Origin of the sequence: Tsuneonella deserti (genome assembly GCF_014644315.1) — a bacterium.
In the GTDB taxonomy this organism is placed as follows: Bacteria; Pseudomonadota; Alphaproteobacteria; order Sphingomonadales; family Sphingomonadaceae; genus Tsuneonella; species Tsuneonella deserti.
Genome location: NZ_BMKL01000001.1, coordinates 1,217,886 through 1,238,066 on the forward strand (window position 1 = coordinate 1,217,886; position 20,181 = coordinate 1,238,066).

A 20,181-nucleotide genomic window follows, 5' to 3' on the forward strand; every position below is an offset into this window, starting at 1 on the left:
ATGTCCGTCCGCGCGGCGGGCCGTTCCCGCCGCAGTTGCGCAGCGCCTCTAGACTTTTTTTCCCGAGAGGAAACCCAAAGACCGCCGTTCCGATTCAGACGAGCCGCAGTGTGCGTCCCATTTTGCCCAGCGCCAGGCGATCGGAATGCGGCAGAGCGAACCGGCATGCAGTCCAGGTCGCGCCGAGCATCAGCAGGATCACCACTCCAAGCGCGACGGCATCGGGCAGCAGGTTGCAGGCGTACGCGAGGGCTCCCGCGACCGCCGCGACCGCGATCGTGACGCCGAAGGTGCGGATCGAATGGTCGGAAAGCGGGCTCAGTCCTTCATCGTACCACATCTGAACGACCGGAAGGATTGCGCCAACGCAAAGACCCGCGGTGACTGCGACTGCCATGCCGGTCAGCCCCCCACTCAGGCAACAGCGACCAGCCCACTATGACGGCCACCACCATTCCGGCGTTGGCGGCGAGGAGTTGCGCGCGATAGGAAGAGATGACTTGCTGGATTGGCTGCGCTGCGCCCGCGACCGCCTCGACGATTCGCGATCCGACCAGGATCATCACCGCTGCGACTGCCGGATCAGCCTGCTTCCCGAAAAGCGACAGCACCGCCGGAGTGCCTGCGGCGAGCACGGTGCCGGCCGGTATCGCTATTGCCGCCAGAACCCCGGTCGCGAAGCCGTAGATTGCCTGCACTTCTTCCCGCGCGCCGCGAGACGCCGCTGAAGCAAGCGGAGCGAGCACGTAGGCGAAGGCCAGCCGGATTGCCTGGATCAGGCTCGAAATCTTGCGCGCGATGGTGAACAAGCCCGCAGCGACTGCCCCGGCTGCGCCTGGCAGCAACCAGTTGAGCGCGATGACACCGCCGTCGCTGTAGAAGCGCTGCGAAAGGTTGGCGGGCATGATGGCCAGGCCGGCGCGCGCCGTCTCCCAAAAGATGGGCGCATCGGGCTTTCCCGTAAACAGATCGCTGATGCTGAAGTACCGCAGGGACAGGCGGGCGGCGAGCACAGCCGTAAGGCTCAGCGAGACCAGATGGGCTGCCAGCAATCCGATGAAGCCCCAGCCCAGCAGCCAGAAGACGACCGCGAATGCCATCCTGATGACCTGCTCCCAGAACACGCGGAGCCGAATTTCCGGCCCGAACAGGCGTTGCGCGCGAAGCGCGGACGTCGCGATCTCCACGAACGCCCAGATCGGCAGGGCCCAGGCGAAGATCCGGATCGCGCTCGCCAGCCGCTCCTCGTCCTCGGGGGCGGCGTTGAAGAGGTGAGCGACTTCATGGGAAAAGACCACCGCGCCGATCGCGATGGCCAGGCATGGCAAAACCCCCAGGATCAGAGCGGCGCGAAATGCCAGTGCCTGCTCGCGCCTGGTCGCGGCTTGCGGAACAGTGCGCTGCATCGCGCTTGTCATTCCCAAGTCGGCGAAATTCTCGACCAGGTTCACGATGCTCCACAGCACCGCGTAAAGACCGAAGGACGCGAGCCCATACATGAGAACGTAGAGCGGTTGCGATATGACTTCGATCACGCCGGCCAGCCGCGCGAGCGACGAGGTGCCGAGTTCGCGAGCGACCCGGTGACTATCGATGATTTCGGGAGATTCGTCAGTGGCGCTCATCGGCTGCGGTCCCGTAGGGACAATCCGTTGCCATGGGAAGCGCAGTCGCGCGGGGCTGGCCCCCGCGCGACCCTTGCCCTCGGCTGGCGAGACGTTAGATAGGCGGCAATCTCCGATTGAGGACCGCCTGCTCATGGCAACGTTCAGCCTGCCCAAGAATTCGAAAATCACCAGCAAGGGCCGCGTTCACAAGGCCCAGAGCGGTGGTCGCGTTCGCACTTTCCGGATCTATCGTTTCGACCCCGACAGCGGCGAAAATCCGCGTTACGATACATTCGAAATCGATCTCGACGATTGCGGTCCGATGGTCCTCGACGCGCTTATCAAGATCAAGAACGAGATCGATCCGACGCTTACTTTCCGGCGTTCCTGCCGCGAGGGGATCTGCGGCAGTTGTTCGATGAATATCGACGGCCGGAATGGCCTCGCCTGCACGACCGCGATCGAGGACTTGAAGGGCGATGTGCGGATCACCCCGCTCCCCGCGATGGAAGTGGTCAAGGACCTCGTGCCGGACTTCACGCACTTCTACGCTCAATATGCCTCGATCAAGCCTTGGCTACAGACCGTCAGCCCGACCCCATCGGGCAAGGAAAGGCTGCAGAGCCCCGAGCAGCGTGAGAAGCTCGACGGCTTGTATGAGTGCATCCTGTGCGCCTGCTGCTCGACCGCTTGCCCAAGCTATTGGTGGAACTCCGACAAGTTTCTCGGTCCCGCGATCCTCCTGCAGGCCTATCGCTGGCTGGCCGACAGCCGCGACGAAATGGCCGGCGAGCGTCTTGCGGAGCTGGAGGATCCATTCCGTCTCTATCGCTGCCATACCATCATGAACTGCGCCAATGTGTGCCCCAAGGGCCTCAATCCGGCGCGCGCGATCTCGGAGATCAAGAAACTGCAGGTCGAGAAGCACGGCTGACGCGTGAGCGCTGACGACCGCTTCTTTCGCTACCGCCCGATCGAGGACAAGCCCGGGTGGTATACCTGGAACATCCTTGACGAGACGCGCTTCAATCACGCCGTCATGGGGCCGATGATGCTCCGCCTAGAGGGCGAGAAGTGCCGTGTCCGGATGCATCCGGAACGCAAGCATTCCAATCTGCAGGACATGATCCACGGTGCGGTCACGCTGGCGCTGATCGACATATCCCTGTTTGCCGGGATGCGCACACTGACCGACAATGAAGGCGCCCGCGCCGTTACCCTGGAACTGTCGACCCAGTTCATCGGAGCCGGGCGGATGGATGCCCCACTTGATTCGGTGGTCGAGGTCCTGCGTGAAACCGGGCGGACGCTGTTCATGCGCGGGCATGTCGAGCAGGGCGATCACCTCGTCGCAGCGTATTCGGGACTGGTGCGCAAGGCGAACGGCTGATGCCGGGAATGCTTGCCCGCTACGAAGCGTTGCTGGCCGCGCGTGAGTTGCAGCCCGATCCCGACCAGCGCATCGCTGCCGAAGCGCTCGATCGGCTGCAGTCTCAGCTGGAAACCCAGGAAAGCATCGGGATCGTTGGACGGCTTCTCGGACGCCGGCCCCGCTCCCCCCGCGGCCTGTACCTTTGGGGCGACGTAGGCCGCGGAAAGTCGATGCTGATGGATCTTTTCATCGAGACCCTTGGGATTCGCGATAAGCGGCGCGATCACTTCCACGCCTTCATGCTTGATGTCGACCAGCTGATACGCCGCGAGCGGGCCCGGGAAGCAGGCGATCCGATCGCGCCGGTGGCGGCGGCCATCGCGGCCGATACACGGTGTCTCGCATTCGACGAAATGGTGGTCACCAATACTGCAGATGCGGCGATAATGGGACGACTCTTCACCGCGCTGATCGTCGATCATGGGGTCACTGTCGTGACCACGAGTAACCGCCCGCCCCGGGACCTGTACAAGGATGGGCTCAACCGTTCGCTCTTTCTGCCTTTCATCGAACTCGCCGAACGGCAGCTGGACGTAATCCCCCTCAATGGACCGGTGGATTACCGGCTCGACCGGTTAGCCGGAATCGCGACCTGGCATTCGCCGCTTGGCAACGCTGCGACAGAACAAGTCCGCGAAGCGTTCTTTCGCCTAACTGACTACCGGCCCGAGGATGCCGACCATGTCCCCAGCGCCGAACTCCCCCTGCCGGGGGGACGAACGCTGCATGTGCCCAAGAGCCTCAAGGGCGTAGGGGTGTTCAGTTTCAAGCGACTGTGTGCGGAAAACCGCGGTGCCGCGGACTACCTCGCCATCGCCCGAGCATATCATACGGTCATCGTCGTGGGCATCCCGGTGATGGGTCCCGAGAACCGCGATCAGGCGCTGCGATTCACCAAGCTGATCGACGCGCTGTATGAGAACAACGTGAAGCTGTTCGCGACCGCTGCCGCGGTACCGGCTGCTCTCTATCGAAGCGGAGAGGGCAGCTTCGAATTTGCCCGGACCGTCAGCCGGCTAGAGGAGATGCGTAGCGCTGACTACATGGCGCGCGGGCATGGCGTTAATTGCCAGTCATGATAACGACTTCGAGAAGAGCCTTGGCAACCGATGGGGCGCGGGATCGGAGTCATCGACGTCGGCGTCATTCGGCTGGATATGAGGTCGATTCGGAGTTGCACACACCCCCTCAGCGTCAAGCGACGCCCAGCTGCCTGAGCGAGCGGTCGAGCATCAGCATCTGCCACAAGAACCGGGAATGGTCGCTTTTTCCGGAAATATGCGCCTCTGCTAGCGCGGACAGGCGGTCGCCATCGAACCACCCGGTACGCGCGATCCTAGCACCGCGTCCGATCGCTCGCGCCTCGCTCGCAAGCGGCCCGCGCAACCACTGGGCGATCGGCGTGACGAACCCTTGCTTGGGCCGATAAAGCACGGAGTGCGGAAGATAGCGCTCCATCGCGTGCTTCAGCAGCCACTTGCCCTGACCACGCCGGATGCGGAGTTTTTCCGGCAAGCTGGCAGCGAATTCGACCAGACGGTGATCGAGCAGCGGTTCGCGCGCTTCGAGGCCGACGGCCATGCTTGTGCGATCCACTTTGGTGAGGATGTCGCCGGGCAGCCAGAAGGCTAGATCCGCATACTGCGCACGGTCCAGGCCCGATCGCGCGGGAGCCCGGTGCATCAGCGCCAAGAGCGGCTGTTCGGCGCGGTATCCTTCCAGCCGTCTTCTGAAGCCATCTGTGTAGAGGGTTTGGCGGATTTCCGGCGGCATGACGGCCAACGCCCGAGCGTACCCCTCTTCTCCCGATGAGGCGAGCGACTGGAAGGTGGTCTTTGCCCGAAGCGGCCGAGGTGCCCAATCCGCCTTGGGGTAATACTTGCCAAGCGTGCCGAAGACGGACTGACGCAACCAGCGGGGCAGCAATGCCCTTGCCCTTTCCTCGGCTGCATGGAAGCTTTGGCGGCGGTAGCCGGCGAACGCCTCATCGGCGCCGTCACCCGACAGCGCAACAGTGACGGTCTCCCTGGCGAGCTGGCACACCCGCCAGGTCGGCAAAGCCGATGCGTCGGCGAAAGGCTCGTCGAACATGCCGGACAGGCGATCGATCTCGTCGAAATCGTCCGAGGAGACAATTCGCTCGCGATGGTCGGTGTGAAAGCGCTCGGCAACCAAGCGGGCGTAGGATGTCTCGTCGAGCGATGCGTGGTCGAACCCGATCGAACAAGTGCGAACCGGCTCGGGTGAGCTTTCGGACATCAGCGCCACCACGCTTGAACTGTCTACCCCGCCCGAGAGAAACGCACCCAGCGGGACATCCGCTATCATCCGGCTGCCGACTGCCTCGCGCAGGTGGAACAGCAGCTCGGCCTCGAGATCCTCCGGCTTGTCTCGCCTTCGCTCCAAGAAGCTGACGTCCCACCAGCGCACCGGCGCTGCGGGAGAAGCATCATGCTTGAGCAGGCGATAGTGGCCAGCAGGGAGCTTCTCCACCCCGGTGAGGATCGAGCGGTGATCGGGCACATAGCCCCAGGCGAGATAGTCTTCGACAGCAAGGGGATCGACCTCGCGCCGCAGCAGGGGGTGGGCAAGCAAGGCCTTGAGTTCCGAGCCAAAGGCAAGGCTTCCATCACTGAGCAGAGCGGTGAAGAGGGGCTTCACCCCCAGGCGGTCACGCGCAAGGAACAGCTCCCTTTTCTCCAGGTCGTAGATCGCGAAGGCGAACATGCCCTGCAACCTTCGCAGACAATCGACACCCCATTGCTGCCACGCCGCCAGGATAGTCTCGCTGTCGCCATGCGTGCGGAACCGGGCCCCGAGCCCTTCGAGTTCGCGGCGCAGCTCCCGGAAGTTGTAGATCTCGCCGTTGAAGACCAGCATCGCCCGGCCATCGAAGGATGGCATCGGCTGCGGTGATCCCGCGAGGTCGATGATCGACAGCCGCCGATGGCCCAGTCCCACGCCAGGTGCAGTCCACACACCGGAGCCATCCGGTCCCCGGTGGGCGATCGCTTCGCACATTCTCGTGAGGCGGGACGGATCGACCGGCTTGGGTGTGCCACAATGGAAAATGCCCGCTATGCCGCACATGGCCGCTGCCTAGACGAGCAGCGCGAACACGGCAAAGGCGAACGCGATTGCAGTCAAAAGCGTGGTTGTAGCGGGAAGTGCCGGGTGACCCGCGATCGTGGACGCGAGGCGCTCGGCCTGCTCCGCGGTCCATCCCGCGTCGGCAGGGTCGCGCTCTGCAAAACGCCACGCGCAACCGAGGACTATTGCGATAACAAGGCCGAAGAAGACCCAGCCATAGACGATGTGGTCGAACCCTCCCGCGCGCCGGGCGCCGACGAACTGTGCCACAAAGATCGTCGCCCATGCACGGACACCGTTGGCGAGAATGGAAATCGAAACAGCCGCGACGAGCAGGACCAGGCGGCGCTGCCAGCTCCGAAATGCGGTCCATGCGACGAGCGTGGCAAGTGCGACCATGGCAATCAGGAATTTCACGCCCGAACATTCCTCCGCCACGACGAACCTCCCCGCAGGAGTGTCGATGAACAATCCGTGCGCAACGGCCGGGACGCCACTGGCGTGGGTCAAAGCGACGGCGATCCGCGCCGTCACGTTCTGCAGGAAAGGAATGATCTCGTCCCCGAAAGGCACCAGGAACACGGCGAAGCAAAGGGGAAATGCCAATATCAAACCGATTGGCAGGCCCAGGATCGTGAGCACTGCTCCCTGCAAAGCCAGCACAGCCCCTGCGTGGGCCAGCAGATTTAGCCCGGACTCCGTGCCAATGAGCCACATGGACAACCCTGCCCCAATCACCGCGAGACCTGGCCACCATCGGCATGGGGCAAGACGGGACAGTTCGTGGCGCCTCAGCCAGGTGAGCCAGGCTATGATCGGCGGGACGAGAAGGATGTGCGCATAGGTATCGATGTTCCACCACTGGTGCGCCATTTCGCGCCAGGCTTGGGACGTGAGGGCAAAAAGCAGACAGGAAGCGGCGCCCAGCCACAAAACGGGCCTAAGCCAAGGCCCCGCCCCGGGATAGTTCGAGGAATGTCCGAGCGCGGCGCTTTCAGGCGGCATCGCGCACAGCTTCGCTTGCCGAGCAACCAACCATCTCCGCCAGCGGCGCGAGAACTGCGTCCCAGCTCATGCTTTCAATGACGAAATGTCGCGCTGCCACGCCCATCGCGTGCCGGGCGGGCGGGTCATCAAGCAGCCGCAACACATGGGCGGCCAGCGATGCGTTATCCTCGCCCACCGCATAATGGATGCCGTCGGACCCGCCGATGCCCTCTGCCGCGGCCGGAGTCAGGAGCACCGGCCTTGCCATCGCCATCGCTTCGAGCACCTTGTTCTGGATCCCGCGGGCAATCGTCAGCGGCGCGATGACGAGATTCGCGGCTGCCACGAACGGCCGCACATCGGGCACTTCGCCCCAGACCCTGGTGCCATGGAGCCCTTCGAGTGACCGGACTTGAGCCGAAGGCGCTCGACCGACGACGTGGAAGCGCGCTTGCGGGTATACAGCTCTGACGGACGGCATCAGATCGCGGGCAGTACGCTCCGCGGCTGCGATATTCGGTGGATAGTCCATCTGCCCGGTAAAGACGAGATTGGGCCCGGGTGCCGCGGCCAGAGCGGAATGGGGCTCAACGACATCGGGATGGAAGAAGGTGGCGTCCACGCCGTTGCCCAGCGCGCGGACATTGACTGCCCCGCTCCCCGCGCGGCCACGGAAAAGCGCTGCTTCGGCCTCGCTCACCAGCAATGTCGTGGAGGCCCGTCGGGCGAGCCGGGCTTCCTCCGCCGCCAGCAGGCGCCCTTCCCGTGCATCTATCCATCGTCGCGGTGGGGAGCCTTTCGCCGCGTAAGCCTCGAACTTCGCGGAGTCGACATCGCACAGGTCGACTACCACGCGCCCGGCATAGCTGGCCGGCACGTACTGCCCCATCTGGCCGGAAAACACGAATATCGCCTCGATTGGGCGGGCGGACAGCGTGTGATCGATCCATTTGCGCAGCCGGGGGCTGAAGAATGCCGCAAGGCTTACAGGTTCGCCGGCGATAAGCGCGCGCAGCCCGGCGAGCGGCAGATTGGCCCGGCGGCCGGCGAGGCAATAACTTGCCGCGACTTTTGCCAGCATCGGCTCGGCGGCGAAGTCCGCTTCGGTTTCTCCCAAGGTGGCGACGTGAACCGGGCCCAGGCGTGCAAGCGCCTTAAGAAGGTGGTGCGAACGGATCTTGTCCCCCCGGTCGGGCGGGAAAGGGATCCGGTGGGCGATGAACAAAATCTCGCCCATTAGGCGAGGCCTCTTGCAATCCGCGGCCCGAGGCGGTTTGCCACGGCCAGCGGCAGGCGTTTCCACATCGCGATCTTGCCAGAATAGCTTTCACTTGTGGGATCGACGTCTCTCGCGGCGCTGCCGGGCGCGCTCCAAACCGCGTAGTTCAACGGAGTGGGTTCGAAGCCCCAATTCTTTTTGTAGGCATATGCGCCGCTACCCACCTTGGAGCGACCGAAATCGAACGTATGGCATCCACGCTCGCGCGCATGGCGCATCAGTTCGAAGTAGAGCCGTTCGTTTGCCCGCGTCGCCCGCGCGGTAAATGTTCCGCCTCCCCAATACGGCATTGCGACGCCGCGATGGTAAAGCGTCAGCACACTCGCGATCGGCTTGTCCTGCAGGCAAAGCGTCAGGGTGTCGGCATCTTTGCCGAAATGATCGAGAACAGCGTCGAACAGCGAACGCGGGAACACGGGCGTGCCCAGATTGCGTACGCTTTCGGCATAGACGGAGAAATGGGCAGCCCGATCGCAGTTGCCGTTGCCAGTTCTGACGGTGAACGCCTGCTCCAGTCCTTTTCGGACCTCAGCCCTTTGCTTGCGCGGAATGGACGAAAGCTGGGCGGCATCGTCGCTGGAGAGCGGTGCCAAAAAGTTGGCATGTTTGCCCGTTTGGCGCGCCCAATCTGCCGGAATATGACCACCCCGGATCTCGACCGACGCGCACGACAGCCTGACGGCGAGTTCGGTTGCGGCCTCCAGCAGCCGTGTCGCCTCGCAATTGGTTTCGGCCAAGGGGCCGCCAGCCACTCCGAAGCCGCTGGAAACCAGTGCGGCCGGGAAGAACGGGGAGCGTGCTTCGACGAGCGGCAGCCAACCCGTAATCACACCATGCCGCTCGGCGACGAGGCCGCAGGCGCGTTGTCCGGTTCCCTGTTCGATGGCCAGCAGCCACGCCGGCCGGTGAAAGGGCGTAGCGCATCTGTCGTCAAGAAATCCTTCGACCCGTGACGCTTCCCAACGATCCCGCAGATCCGCTATCCTGACGACAAGACTGGACGATGCGAACGGCGCGTTCATGCGGCAAGGTTCGTTGCCAGCGCCGCTTCGCGGCTCGCGAGTTCGTCCATCCGGCCCCACGCGAACTCGTGCACAAGCTCTCTCAGCTTGACGGCCATCTTGTCGAGACCGGTGTAGTGCCGCAGCTTCGACCGGACGGGCGCGTCGGGCACTTTGGGCTGCGCCGGGTCGATCTCCCAAGGATGGAAGTAAAACACTGCCGGTCGGCGGGCCTGCCGGTTCACCTGGCGTATCGCCCACCGGCTGAAGCCATACGGAAGGACGCGAAAGAAGCCGCCACCACCCGCCGCCACGCGCCTGCCTCCCAGAATGGCAGTCGTGACCGGAATTTCCAGCAAGGGATGATCGGGCCGCGGACTGAAGGCGAACCGGGGCGCTTCGGGCCACCCATAATGATCATGGGCGACCGGCGCGACCGACGAGCTATATATGTAGCCCTGATCCGCCAGCACTTCGTAGGCCCAAGGGGTGCGGTGGTCGATCGAGAAGCTCGGCGCGCGATACCCCGTAATGCGGGTGCCGCTCGCGTCTTCCAGCACCTTGCGAGCCGCGGAGATATCCTCGGCGAAACCGTCCCGCCCCAAAGTGAACACCCTCGCATGGTCCCACCCGTGGCTGGCGACTTCATGGCCCGCCTCGGCAATCCGGCGGATGAGCGAGGGGTTCTTGCGAGCCACCCATCCGAGAGTGAAGAACGTCGCCTTGACCTGCGCCTCGTCGAAAAGATCGAGGATGCGCAGCACGTTGTCTTCTACTCGCAGAGGCAGGCGGTCCCAGGTGCTGCGCTCGATGACATTCTCGAACGCGCCAACCTGGAACCAGTCCTCCACGTCAACGGAGAGACCGTTGACGATGCAAGAGGAAGGGACGGCGCCGACCGGCATGCCTGCCAGCCTTTCCTCAGGCCGCTTCGCGGGGCGCTTCGCCCTCGAACCATTCGATCAGCATGGTGAGCACGTGCCGGACGGCACGGTCCTGTTCGGCAACCTGCAACTCGATGTTCTCGATACGCTCCGCCCACTCGGAAGGGAGCGCGGATCGGTCGGTGATCGCCGCTGAAAGCTTCGCAATCGCCGCGTCGAGGCTGCGGATCTGCTCGTCATGGTTCGCAATAATCGTCTTCATCACCCCGGCTTCAGGGACGGAGGGCGGAGCGGGCGATTGAGGGGCCGTGGGCGGCTCTGTGCGAGGTGCAGACCCAGCTGGCGAGGTGCGACCGGCGCTGTCGGCCTCCATCTCGGTCAAGACAGCCGCGAGCATCTCGACGTCGATCTCGTCGCGCTGCTCGACTGCGCCCAGCAGCATGAGCCTGCTCATCACCTGGTTGACGCGACGCGGGATTCCGCCAGTCGCTTGGTATATCGCGGGGAAGACATCCGGATCGAAGGCAGGGTTGCCGGTCCAGCCGACGCATTGAAGCCGGTGGACCACGTATGGCTCTATCTCGCCCGAGGCCATTGCCTCGAGGTGATGCGCTGCGATGACGCGCTGGCGCAGCTGCTCGAGTGATGGGCTGGCTGCAAGCATGTCCTTGAACTCGGGTTGGCCGAGAAGAAGGATCTGCAGGAGGGGATGCGCGCCGAGCTGGAAATTCGAAAGCATGCGCAGCTCTTCCAGGGCTTCGACGCTGAGATTCTGGGACTCGTCGACAACCAGCAGGCAGCGACGCCCCGCCCTGGCTTCTTCGTGAAGAAAACCTTCGATCGCTGCGAGTGCGGAAGCCTTGTCATGTCCTTCGACCGCCAGCCTGAAACTCTGTGCGGCGAGATGAACCAGCTCTTCGCCATCGAGGTTGCTGGTGACGATTTGCCCGACCGTGAGCTGTGCAGGATCCACCTTGCGCATGAGGTGCCCGACGAGCGTGGACTTGCCCGCGCCAACCTCGCCGGTGATCACCATGAAGCCCTCGCCCTGCGCGAGACCGTAACCGAGGTAGCTGAGCGCCTTCCGGTGAGTTGCGCTCTCGAAAAAGAATGCGGGATCGGGCGTAAGCTGAAATGGGCGTCCGGTCAGGCCGTAGAAGTTGTCGAACATCGTCTCTTTTTCCTAGCCTTTTAGAAGTCGTACCGCAGGCCGAGCAGTGCCGATGCAGTGGTGAGGTCCTCGCCGGCGAGAGAGCTGTCCAGGCTGTCCACACCGACTGCCGCGTTGGCCGACAAACCGTAAAGCAGGTAACGCCGGTATGCTGCCGAAGCGCCGATGGCAGTCGCATCTCCTGCCCCGGCGAAGCCACTCGTGATCCAGTTGGCGTAAGCGTTGACATTGAAGGCCGAACGCGCGTCGATCTGTCCGGACAGGTAAGCCGCAGCCCAGACGCTTTCGTCGATCACCCCGTTGGCAATGGCGAGCACGGTGCCGGGCGCGGCAATGAACTTGCGGCGATCGTATCCCAGTCCCACGCCCGCGCTCATCCGGCCAAGCTGGCGGGAATAGCTTGCCGCCATCCCTCGTCCTCTGAACACTGCCGAGCGGACCGAACCGAGTACACCTGTGAGGCAGTTGCTTCCCTGCAGACTCGCTACGCAACCGGTCACCTCGCCCGTGATCGGGTTGCGGTTGGCGGCGAAATCGGTCGGCAAAGCGACAAGCGCGTTATTGAGCTGTCCGCCGAAGCCGGACAGCCCGTCGTAAACGGCCAGGTTGACCGAGCTGCGCGTGTCCGGTGCCCAGGCGAAACTTCCGTAATAAGTCAGGGAGTCGTAGCGCCGACCGATATGCGCCTCGGCGGAGGTGCGGCTGCTTGGCCGCCACATCACGCCGACATCCCAGATGATCCCGACCACGTCGTAAGCCAGTTTGCGGGGGGCGTTGTCGTCCGTGACGAAACGGCCATCAGCTCCCACCACGGGGTTGCCGCCGGCGTCCCGCAAGGCGTCCCGGCTCGATACCTCGACGTCTTCGTAGCCCACGCCTCCGACGGCGGCGAGCGAGGGCGTTAATGGAACGCTTACATCGGCCCGCACGTGCAGGTCGCGCACCCGCTGGTCCAGGTTCGACACGTCTTCCTGGTAAGCCCCGCCGCCGATGCCGAGTCCAACCGGCAGCGGCGCGCCCGGACGCGTGCCGACGTGCACACCCGCCCTTTGAGCAACGCTCTCGTCGAACACATCGAGCACCGGTGCACCCGGCGCTGTGGCAGCGACGTCTGGGCCGTCAACGCGGGTGTACCCGATCCGGTAGTTGGCGTTGATCTCGGCGTCCCCCGCACTCGTGTGGACGGAAGGACCAGCATATGCCGAATAGACCTGGCTTGCGCCATCGCGCCTGGACCCGGCGCCGACAGTGGCGCCGCCGTTTGCATTGATCCGTGTGCGCGTCGCGAGAGCTCCGCCCTCGACCGTGACCGCGCGGGGGACCACGCTGGCATAGCCGCGCGCGACTCCCGAGAGCGTAGAGCTGTCCGACACGCTGCTGTCGTAGCCGAAAGTCCTTTCGTACCTGATCGAAGCCGAGCCGCCGTTGTTGCGGCCCTGAACCCCGGCGTCGACCCCGACCGCCACCTGGGTGTAGGTTACGGTGTCGCTGCCCGGCGAAAGCTCCGAGGTGAGAACCTGGTTTGCTTCGATGTACGGTGCGACGCTCACTTGTCGCGTGCGTTGACCGGTGTTCCCTTCCTCAGCGAACGAGGGCACGGCGCAGATCGCGACCGCCAGTCCTAACGCCGCACGGTAAGTCCGCGCTTTCATGAGCTTACCCCTCGTACCCGTAATAGGTGCCGAAGCGGCGTCCGCTCGGGCTGAAATGCGTTCCATTGAGGATGAACTTGATGTCCGGGCATGCGCCAAGAAGCTGCACCGCATCTTCAAGCGCGCTGCGGCCGGTCCTGTCCGCGCGCGCAACGAGGATCGCCTGGCCAACGTGACGGGCAAGATCGGCTGCGGGGGATGCGGCCAACGCCGGCGGGCTGTCGAAGATCAAGATCCGATGAGGTGCCCCCCGCGTCAGGCGATCCAGCACTTCCGCCGTACGCGCGCTGGCGAGCCATTCACTGTCCGCGGTCGTTCTGCTGCCCGCGGGAAGCACGAACAGGCCCGGGATGTCGGTTGCAAGGACGAGATTTTCCACCGGGAGAGCCGGATCGGCAAGGGCATCCATCAGGCCCGGGCCTTGCGGCAGGCCCAGCGTCGAAAGGATGGAGGGCTTGCCAAAGTCGGCATCGATCAGGACCACTTCGCCGTCCCGCTCACCCGCCATGGCGATCGCCAGGTTGGTGGCGCAGAAAGTCTTTCCATCGCCGGGTAGCGGAGAACACACCAGAATGCGCCGCGACGCCGCGCTGGCATTCGCAGCGGCAAGCACCTGGCGCTTGATGATGCGGAATTCCTCGAGCAACGCCGTGGCGCCTGCTTCCGGGACGATCATGCCGAGATCGTACAGGCGGTCGCGATCGATCGGATGGCGCTCGCCGCCCAACTCCACTGCCGGTTCTTCGATCCGGTTAGCGGTCGCGACGGGTTCCTTTCCGCTTCGTTGGGCAGGCTCGACTTCTGGCACGGCATGAGGTGTGGGAGGCGCCGCCTGCCGGGCCGGACGCGGCGGTGTGCGCCTGGGTAGTTCCGGCGCCAAGATTTGCGGGACAGGAGCGGACCGGAAGGGCTCGAGCGCGAACGCGCCGCTGGCACGTTCGAACAGCGATGAAGCGGCTTGATCTGGTCCCGTGCGAGGAAGGGGGATCTTGCTATGTTCGGTCATCTCAGGCCACCATTCCGCGCTGGACGAACTCGATCGTCAGCAAGACCACGAAGAGACCCGCCAACGAGGCGCTGCCGGCGTAGAACAGCTTCATGCGCTTGGCCCTCAAGGCTTTGGCATTCTCGGTCAGGTTTTCCGAAATCGAACCCAGCACCGGCAAATCGAGCGCTCGCTCCAGTGCCGAAGCCGTGGCGAAGGTGGACCGCACATGGGAAAGGCCAACTGCCGCCGCGATTCCCGCTCCCAGCCCCGCAACCAGGATGCCGAACAGCAGCAGCGGGCGGTTTGGAGAGGCCGGGTTACGCGGCGTGGAAGGAGGATCGACGACGTTGAACTTGAAGCTCGACCGCTCGCTCTCGACCTGACCGCGGAGGCGCATTTCCTCGCGGTTCTGAAGGAGTTCGTCGTACTTCTTCTTGAGTACGTCGTAGTCACGGCTGATGCGGTTTGCCTCTGCGGAGACAGCGGGTTCGCTCGACTGATCGGCCATCGCTCCGGACAGGTCGGCCTGCAATGCCGCCTTGCGCGCCATGAGGGCCTGGACGTTGGCCTCGCGCTCGGCCTTGATCGATACCAGCGAGCTGTAAGCAGGATTCGGCATTCCGCCCGTCGCCGCGCCGCCTGCGCGCTGGAGAAGGGCGATCTGGCGCTTCAAAGCGACCACATCGGGATGACTATCGGTGAGCCCGCGGGCCTGCATGGCAGCAAGCTGCGCCTGCGCCTGGCCCAGTGCGCTCCCTTCGCCGCCCGGTCCCGCCAGGCTTCGCGGAGTGCCCGCGAGCTGCCCGTTTATAGCCGCCAGCGCGCTCTGTGCCGCGGCGAGGTCCGCGTCGACGCCGCGCACCTCCTGCCGGGTCGCGGCGAGGCGGCCCGAGATGGCAGTGCTCCCGCCGATCAATTCCGGGTGTGCCGCTTCGAACGCCGACAGCTTGGCCTCGGCAGCTTCGAGTTCGGTCTTGCGCTGCTCGAGCTGCTGGTCGAGGAACACCACAGTCTCGGCAACCTCTCCGCGATTGCCGGCGATGTTCTCCTCGCGGAAGATATCGATCAGTTTCTGGACGACGTCCTGCGCGAGCTTGGCGTTCTCTGCGTCCGACAGGCTGGACTTGCCGACGAGCGCGGTGATCGTGAACAGGTTGTCCTCGACGCTCTCAACCTTGACGCTTTCCGCGAGGCTGGCGACCGTGCGCTCCATCTGCCGCTGGCTCGAGATGTCCCGGCCCAGGTCGGTGCCGCGAACCACCTTTTCGAGGTTCACCGCGCCGGCGAGCGTCTTGCGCACACGCTCGATCTCGCCCTTTCCGCCGTTGGCTATCTTGAGCTGGTCAGCGAGTACGTCGTCCAGCTGAACGAAGATGCGAGCCTTCGATTCGTACTTGTTAGGAATCATGGCCACGGCCATCCAGCCAAGCAGGCAGACGCCCCACGCCACGCCAAGCACCAGCCATCGCCGGTGCCACGCCGATGCCGCTGCGGCACGCAGTTCCTCGAACACCTCGTTCATCAGAACATGCTTTCCGGAATGATGATGACATCGCCGGGCTGCAGCATGACGTTGGCACGGCTTTCGCCCTTCTTGAGCAGGTCGCCGAGCCGCAGCCCGAACTCGCGCTGTCGGCCGGCCTGCTTGTCGAAGCGGATCAGCTTGGCGCGGTTACCGGCAGCGAACTCGCTCAGGCCGCCCACGGCGATCATCGCGTCGAGCACGGTCATGTTCGCGCGGTAGGGGATGCTCGCCGGCTTTTCCGTCGCTCCGATTATCCGGACCTGCTGGCTGAAGGTACCGGCGAAGTTGGTGACGATGACGCTGACCAGCGGATCTTCGATGTACTGCGAGAGCTGCAGCCGCATGTCCTCCGCCAGCATCGCCGGGGTCTTTCCTACCGCGGGCATGTCGTTGACGAGCGGCGTGGTAATGCGTCCGTCCGGCCGCACCTGGATCTTTTCCGCGCTCAGTTCGGGATTGCGCCAGACATTGACGGTCAGTTCGTCGAGCGGACCAATCACGTAGTCTTCGCCGGGCCCCTCCTGCATCGCCACGAAGGACGCGGGCGGCAATTGGCTGCCGCTGGAAGTGGCACAGCTGCTCAGCGCCAGCGCCGCTACAGCCAAGCTGGCGAAAAGATGGGCGGGACGGGAAAAGTGCATCGATGGATCCTTGCCTCAAGGCGGGCCCATCCGATGATGACCGCCGGGAGCGACCCGGCGCACCGAACAGGCGCGTATACGGGTCCGCTCTCGCCGAAATTGGTGAAGATACTGTTAGGCTTGAAGCGCCTTGACCCGACCGGTCCCGTGGCGGGACAGCGTTAGGAGAAACGTTAAACCAGCAACTCGCGCGCCGGCCCTTGTCCCAGAAACATCGCCGGAGAGGCGCTTGCGCCATAGGCTCCCGCACAGAACACGGCCACGAGGTCATTCACGTCCGCCCTTGGCAGGAATGCCTTGTCCGCAAGCCGATCGAGAGGGGTGCAAAGGCAGCCCACCACGTTTACCTCTTCCGCTGGCTCGGCAGCAAAACGCGAAGCGATGGCAACCGGATAATTCCGCCGGACGACCGTGCCGAAATTGCCCGATGCGGCGAGTTGGTGATGCAGCCCCCCGTCTGTGATGATGTAGGTCTCGCCATGGCTTACCTTCCGGTCGATCACCGTGCACAGATACACGCCGGCCTCGCCGACGAGATAGCGGCCCAGCTCGATGCATAGCTGCGTGTCGGAGAGAGTGTCCGGAAGCCGGCTGAATCGCTCGGCGAGCCGCTCCCCCACAAGTCTGAGGTTCAGGGCTTGGTCTCCGGCGAAATACGGGATGCCCAGTCCTCCTCCCATGTTGAGCTTGGGCAACGGACCGGCACCGATCTCTCGCGTCAGGCGGTCCGCCAGGTCGAGTACGTTGCCCTGTGTCTCTGCAATGGCCTCGGCGTCGAGTGCCTGGCTGCCAGTGAAGATGTGCAGTCCCCGCCATTCGGCACCGGAGGCGATAATCTCCTTGGCAAGCGGAGCAACGCGCTCGGCATCGAGTCCGAAGGGTTTGGCGCCGCCGCCCATTTTCATGCCGGAGCCGCGCAATTCGAAGTCGGGGTTCACCCGAACGGCGAGGCGCGGCGTAGCCGAGAAACGATTTCCAATGGCAAGCGCGCGTCGGGCTTCGTTCTCGCTCTCGCAGTTCAATGTCACGCCCGCGGCGATCGCCGCTTCCAGCTCGGGATCGCGCTTGCCGGGGCCGGCGAAGCTGACGAGGGTCGGGTCGATGCCTGCTTCCGCGACCATCGCCAGTTCGCCGCCCGAAGCGATGTCAAACCCATCGACCAGGCCCGCCATATGCTGCAGCACCGGCTGCCACGGGTTTGCCTTGACCGCGTAATGGATCGCCAGGCGGTGCGGCAGGGACTCTCGCAATTCCGCCATGCGGTCGTCGAGATGCTTGCGCGAATAGACGAACAGCGGAGTGCCGCCGGCCTCGGCCACCAGTTCGCTGGCGGTTCGTCCACCGATGGCCAGTTCACCATCGACGGTGTCATATCCGGCTGGAATTGGACCGAGAGGCTTCACGCGGCGAAATCCTGCGCAATCGCGTTCCGGTCGAGTTTGCCGTTCGGATTGCGCGGGATGATCTCGTAGCTGCGGATCAGTCGTGGGTGCATGAAGTTCGGCAGCGTCGCGGTCAGAGCCTTCCTGAGGTTTTGTTCGTCGAAGTTGCGCCCGGCCCGCACGGCCAGGCACACCGCCTGTCCGAGCTTGGCGTCGGGAACCCCGACGGCGACCGCCTCCAATACCAGCCCTGTGGCGGTGGCTGCGTCCTCGATCTCCTGCGGGCTGATGCGGTTGCCGGCGCTCTTGATCATCGCATCTCGCCGGCCGACGAAGTAAAGCAGGCCATCAACATCACGGCGTACCCTGTCCCCGGACCATACCGCTGTCCCGCCGTAACTGGATCCGCGCGGTGCGGGTCGGAAGCGCTCAGCCGTGCGCTGCGCATCCTGCCAATATCCTTGCGCGACAAGCGGGCCGGCGTGGACAAGTTCGCCCTCCTCGCCATCCGCAGCGAGTTCGCCGTCGTCCGCAACCACCAGGATCTCAGCTAAGGGTATCGCCTTGCCCATCGAAGTCGGATGACTGTCGACCAGTGCTGGATCGAGGTAGGTTGAGCGAAACGCCTCGGTCAGTCCGTACATCGGAAACAGGCGCGCGGCGGGGAAGATGCGGCGCAGGTCACGCACGAGAGGTTCGGTCAGTGCACCCCCGCTGTTGGTCAACCGGCGCATCGTTCGGGTGGCTTCCTCCGGCCAGTCGACCTCGGACAACTGCAGCCATAGCGGAGGAACGGCGGCGAGCGTCGTGACACCGTGGCGGGCACAGGCCTTCACGACGTCGCGCGGAACCAGGAAATCGAGAGGCACGACCGCTCCGCCCGCATACCACGTGGAGAGCAACTGGTTCTGCCCGTAATCGAAGCTGAGTGGCAATACGGACAGAGTTACATCGTCGGGACCCATATCCAGGTAATGCGCCACGCTTACCGCACCTAGCCACATGTTTGCGTGGCTGAGCATTACGCCCTTGGGTTTGCCGGTAGAGCCGCTGGTGTAGAGGATCGCCGCAAGTGCCTGCGGGTCGTTTGCCGACGGGCCCATTGGATCGCAGGCGAGAGCAGCATCCCAAAGGTCCTCCTCGGCGACAAGTTGCGCGCCCGAGGGGACGTCGCCTGCCTCCAGTGTCGCCAGCCTCGCGCGGTTTCCAATCAGCAGGACAGACCCGCTGTCACCCAGAATGTGGGCTGCCTGCGCCCGCTTGAGCAGCGGGTTGACAGGAACATGGACCACGCCTGCCCGCGCGCAGGCAAGCGGCAGGAGGCAGGTCGCCTCACCCTTGGCTGCCCAGCTTGCCACGCGGTCGCCCTTGGCGGTCCGCCCGGCCAGCCACGCTGCAAGCCGGCCGACACGGTTCCTTAAATCATCGTGGTTAAGCGGTCCGGAGCGCAGGATCAGCGCCGTCGCCCGTCCCTCGCCGCGTTCGGCGAGATGATCGAGCGGTCGAGGCCGGGAATCGAGCGCAAGAGGCATGGGTACTCCGAAGGGACAAGAAGCGCGTTGATCGCCTCCAGCTATCACCACACGGTTAACGTCTTGCAAGCTGCGGCTCACTCGGCGCGAGGTCCGTTCGATCGACCTGAATGGTTCGATCTGCTTGCACGCAGCGAGGCGCCGCCGCTGTTCGCACTGACGAGCGACGGCGAAAACGCGGTTGCCCTGCCCCTTGCGCGCGCCAACGGTCGCCTGGAAGCGCTGCAGAACTGGTATACCTTTTCCTGGCGTCCGATCGGGAGCGATTGTCCAGCCTTGCTGGAAGCAGCGGCCAGGGACCTGCGCAATCACAGCCACCGGGTCACGATGTGGCCCGTGCCCGGCGAAGACAAGTCCGCCGACCGGGTGACCGCGGCCTTTCGCGAAGCAGGCTGGTCGGTTCACTGCGAGGAGTGCGATCACAATCACGTCCTGGAGGTGGACGGACGAAGCTTTGCGCAGTATTGGCAAGAGCGCCCGGGTCCGATGCGCACCACCTTGAAGCGAAAGGCCAAGAAGGTCTCGGTTACCATCCTTGACCGGTTCGATGCTGCCTCCTGGGAGGCATACGAGGCTATCTACAACGAAAGCTGGAAGCCGACCGAAGGCGCGCCCAACCTGCTGCGCCGTTTTGCGGAGGCCGAGGGCGCCGCAGGAAGGATTCGGCTCGGCATCGCCCGGGCCGAAGACGTACCGGTCGCCGCGCAGTTCTGGACCGTCGAGAATGGGACCGCCTACATCCACAAGCTGGCACACCGGGAGAGCGCCAAGCCATTGTCCGCGGGAGCGACCCTTAGCGCGGCGATGTTCAGGCAGGTCATCGACGAGGACAAGGTCCAGTGGATCGATTTCGGGACCGGGAACGATCCGTACAAGCGCGATTGGATGGAGATCGACCGGCCCCGCTATCGGATCGATTGCCTCGATCCGGCGCAACCTCGCGCATGGCCGGCGCTCGCCAAGCGCGCGCTTGCGCCGTTCCTGCCCGCCCGCTAGGTGGCGGCGCGCCT

18 protein-coding genes are annotated in these 20,181 nt (G+C 64.3%); 4 read left to right on the forward strand and 14 right to left on the reverse strand.

Annotated features, from left to right (window positions below; all coding sequences use genetic code 11):
* Window positions 1-94: 94 nt before the first annotated feature.
* Together IEW58_RS05740 and IEW58_RS05745 are read right to left on the reverse strand one after the other, a co-directional pair.
* Window positions 95-340 carry a hypothetical protein gene (locus IEW58_RS05740; protein ID WP_188644246.1) on the reverse strand — a complete coding sequence of 82 codons (246 nt, stop codon included), beginning with the start codon at window positions 338-340 and terminating at the stop codon, window positions 95-97.
* Entirely contained in the window at window positions 327-1,625 is a 1,299-nt protein-coding gene (locus IEW58_RS05745) for a lipopolysaccharide biosynthesis protein (protein ID WP_188644247.1), read from the reverse strand. Before IEW58_RS05745 ends, IEW58_RS05740 begins: the two co-directional genes overlap by 14 nt.
* 133 nt (window positions 1,626-1,758) lie before the next feature.
* Between IEW58_RS05745 and IEW58_RS05750 the strand changes: the two genes are divergently transcribed.
* From IEW58_RS05750 to zapE, 3 genes are read left to right on the forward strand one after another with little or no spacing between them, the layout of a single operon-like run.
* A complete protein-coding gene (locus IEW58_RS05750; RefSeq protein WP_188644248.1) occupies window positions 1,759-2,541 on the forward strand; it encodes a succinate dehydrogenase iron-sulfur subunit in 783 nt (260 codons plus the stop codon).
* Window positions 2,542-2,544: 3 nt separating this feature from the next.
* Window positions 2,545-2,997, forward strand: coding sequence for a PaaI family thioesterase (locus IEW58_RS05755; RefSeq protein WP_229658451.1), 453 nt, complete (start codon window positions 2,545-2,547; stop codon window positions 2,995-2,997).
* Complete coding sequence (zapE, locus tag IEW58_RS05760; RefSeq protein ID WP_188644249.1) at window positions 2,997-4,118, forward strand: cell division protein ZapE; 1,122 nt, start codon at window positions 2,997-2,999, stop codon at window positions 4,116-4,118. The genes IEW58_RS05755 and zapE overlap by 1 nt, the downstream gene beginning before the upstream one ends.
* A 115-nt stretch (window positions 4,119-4,233) precedes the next feature.
* Here the strand turns inward: zapE and IEW58_RS05765 are convergent, their stop codons facing one another.
* The 12 genes from IEW58_RS05765 to IEW58_RS05820 all read right to left on the reverse strand — a co-directional run bounded on the left by IEW58_RS05765 (window position 4,234) and on the right by IEW58_RS05820 (window position 19,171).
* Window positions 4,234-6,129 (reverse strand): XrtA/PEP-CTERM system amidotransferase, encoded by a 1,896-nt coding sequence (locus tag IEW58_RS05765; protein ID WP_188644250.1) that lies wholly within the window; start codon window positions 6,127-6,129, stop codon window positions 4,234-4,236.
* A gap of 9 nt (window positions 6,130-6,138) precedes the next feature.
* Window positions 6,139-7,134: an exosortase A gene (xrtA, locus tag IEW58_RS05770; protein ID WP_188644251.1), complete on the reverse strand. Its 996-nt coding sequence runs from the start codon at window positions 7,132-7,134 to the stop codon at window positions 6,139-6,141.
* On the reverse strand, window positions 7,124-8,353 hold the full coding sequence (locus tag IEW58_RS05775) for a TIGR03087 family PEP-CTERM/XrtA system glycosyltransferase (RefSeq protein WP_188644252.1): 1,230 nt from the start codon (window positions 8,351-8,353) through the stop codon (window positions 7,124-7,126). Before IEW58_RS05775 ends, xrtA begins: the two co-directional genes overlap by 11 nt.
* Window positions 8,353-9,417: a FemAB family XrtA/PEP-CTERM system-associated protein gene (locus tag IEW58_RS05780; protein ID WP_188644253.1), complete on the reverse strand. Its 1,065-nt coding sequence runs from the start codon at window positions 9,415-9,417 to the stop codon at window positions 8,353-8,355. The genes IEW58_RS05775 and IEW58_RS05780 overlap by 1 nt, the downstream gene beginning before the upstream one ends.
* A complete protein-coding gene (locus IEW58_RS05785) occupies window positions 9,414-10,301 on the reverse strand; it encodes an XrtA system polysaccharide deacetylase (protein WP_188644254.1) in 888 nt (295 codons plus the stop codon). The genes IEW58_RS05780 and IEW58_RS05785 overlap by 4 nt, the downstream gene beginning before the upstream one ends.
* A gap of 16 nt (window positions 10,302-10,317) precedes the next feature.
* Window positions 10,318-11,451, reverse strand: a complete 1,134-nt coding sequence (locus IEW58_RS05790; protein WP_188644255.1) for an XrtA/PEP-CTERM system-associated ATPase — start codon at window positions 11,449-11,451, stop codon at window positions 10,318-10,320.
* Window positions 11,452-11,471: 20 nt separating this feature from the next.
* Window positions 11,472-13,001, reverse strand: a complete 1,530-nt coding sequence (locus IEW58_RS05795; RefSeq protein ID WP_229658453.1) for a preprotein translocase subunit YajC — start codon at window positions 12,999-13,001, stop codon at window positions 11,472-11,474.
* Between the two features lie 106 nt (window positions 13,002-13,107).
* Entirely contained in the window at window positions 13,108-13,911 is an 804-nt protein-coding gene (locus tag IEW58_RS05800) for a P-loop NTPase family protein (RefSeq protein WP_308419255.1), read from the reverse strand.
* A gap of 199 nt (window positions 13,912-14,110) precedes the next feature.
* On the reverse strand, window positions 14,111-15,613 hold the full coding sequence (locus IEW58_RS05805; protein WP_188644258.1) for an XrtA system polysaccharide chain length determinant: 1,503 nt from the start codon (window positions 15,611-15,613) through the stop codon (window positions 14,111-14,113).
* Window positions 15,613-16,257 (reverse strand): XrtA/PEP-CTERM system exopolysaccharide export protein, encoded by a 645-nt coding sequence (locus IEW58_RS05810; protein ID WP_188644259.1) that lies wholly within the window; start codon window positions 16,255-16,257, stop codon window positions 15,613-15,615. The genes IEW58_RS05805 and IEW58_RS05810 overlap by 1 nt, the downstream gene beginning before the upstream one ends.
* A gap of 173 nt (window positions 16,258-16,430) precedes the next feature.
* The gene (locus IEW58_RS05815) at window positions 16,431-17,660 is read right to left on the reverse strand and encodes a pyridoxal-dependent decarboxylase, exosortase A system-associated (RefSeq protein ID WP_188644260.1); all 1,230 of its coding nucleotides are present in this window, start codon (window positions 17,658-17,660) and stop codon (window positions 16,431-16,433) included.
* Window positions 17,657-19,171: an acyl-CoA ligase (AMP-forming), exosortase A system-associated gene (locus IEW58_RS05820; RefSeq protein ID WP_188644261.1), complete on the reverse strand. Its 1,515-nt coding sequence runs from the start codon at window positions 19,169-19,171 to the stop codon at window positions 17,657-17,659. The genes IEW58_RS05815 and IEW58_RS05820 overlap by 4 nt, the downstream gene beginning before the upstream one ends.
* A gap of 27 nt (window positions 19,172-19,198) precedes the next feature.
* On the opposite strand from IEW58_RS05820, the gene IEW58_RS05825 reads away from it, so the two are divergent.
* Complete coding sequence (locus IEW58_RS05825; protein WP_229658454.1) at window positions 19,199-20,167, forward strand: GNAT family N-acetyltransferase; 969 nt, start codon at window positions 19,199-19,201, stop codon at window positions 20,165-20,167.
* The last annotated feature ends 14 nt before the right edge of the window (window positions 20,168-20,181 follow it).

What these genes read in the sequence shown, in the direction of transcription:
- IEW58_RS05740 (WP_188644246.1), bottom strand. Translation starts at nt 340, where the DNA reads ATGTGGTACGATGAAGGACTGAGCCCGCTTTCCGACCATTCGATCCGC.
- IEW58_RS05745 (WP_188644247.1), bottom strand. Translation starts at nt 1,625, where the DNA reads ATGAGCGCCACTGACGAATCTCCCGAAATCATCGATAGTCACCGGGTC.
- IEW58_RS05750 (WP_188644248.1), top strand. Translation starts at nt 1,759, where the DNA reads ATGGCAACGTTCAGCCTGCCCAAGAATTCGAAAATCACCAGCAAGGGC.
- zapE (WP_188644249.1), top strand. Translation starts at nt 2,997, where the DNA reads ATGCCGGGAATGCTTGCCCGCTACGAAGCGTTGCTGGCCGCGCGTGAG.
- IEW58_RS05765 (WP_188644250.1), bottom strand. Translation starts at nt 6,129, where the DNA reads ATGTGCGGCATAGCGGGCATTTTCCATTGTGGCACACCCAAGCCGGTC.
- xrtA (WP_188644251.1), bottom strand. Translation starts at nt 7,134, where the DNA reads ATGCCGCCTGAAAGCGCCGCGCTCGGACATTCCTCGAACTATCCCGGG.
- IEW58_RS05775 (WP_188644252.1), bottom strand. Translation starts at nt 8,353, where the DNA reads ATGGGCGAGATTTTGTTCATCGCCCACCGGATCCCTTTCCCGCCCGAC.
- IEW58_RS05780 (WP_188644253.1), bottom strand. Translation starts at nt 9,417, where the DNA reads ATGAACGCGCCGTTCGCATCGTCCAGTCTTGTCGTCAGGATAGCGGAT.
- IEW58_RS05785 (WP_188644254.1), bottom strand. Translation starts at nt 10,301, where the DNA reads ATGCCGGTCGGCGCCGTCCCTTCCTCTTGCATCGTCAACGGTCTCTCC.
- IEW58_RS05790 (WP_188644255.1), bottom strand. Translation starts at nt 11,451, where the DNA reads ATGTTCGACAACTTCTACGGCCTGACCGGACGCCCATTTCAGCTTACG.
- IEW58_RS05805 (WP_188644258.1), bottom strand. Translation starts at nt 15,613, where the DNA reads ATGAACGAGGTGTTCGAGGAACTGCGTGCCGCAGCGGCATCGGCGTGG.
- IEW58_RS05810 (WP_188644259.1), bottom strand. Translation starts at nt 16,257, where the DNA reads ATGCACTTTTCCCGTCCCGCCCATCTTTTCGCCAGCTTGGCTGTAGCG.
- IEW58_RS05820 (WP_188644261.1), bottom strand. Translation starts at nt 19,171, where the DNA reads ATGCCTCTTGCGCTCGATTCCCGGCCTCGACCGCTCGATCATCTCGCC.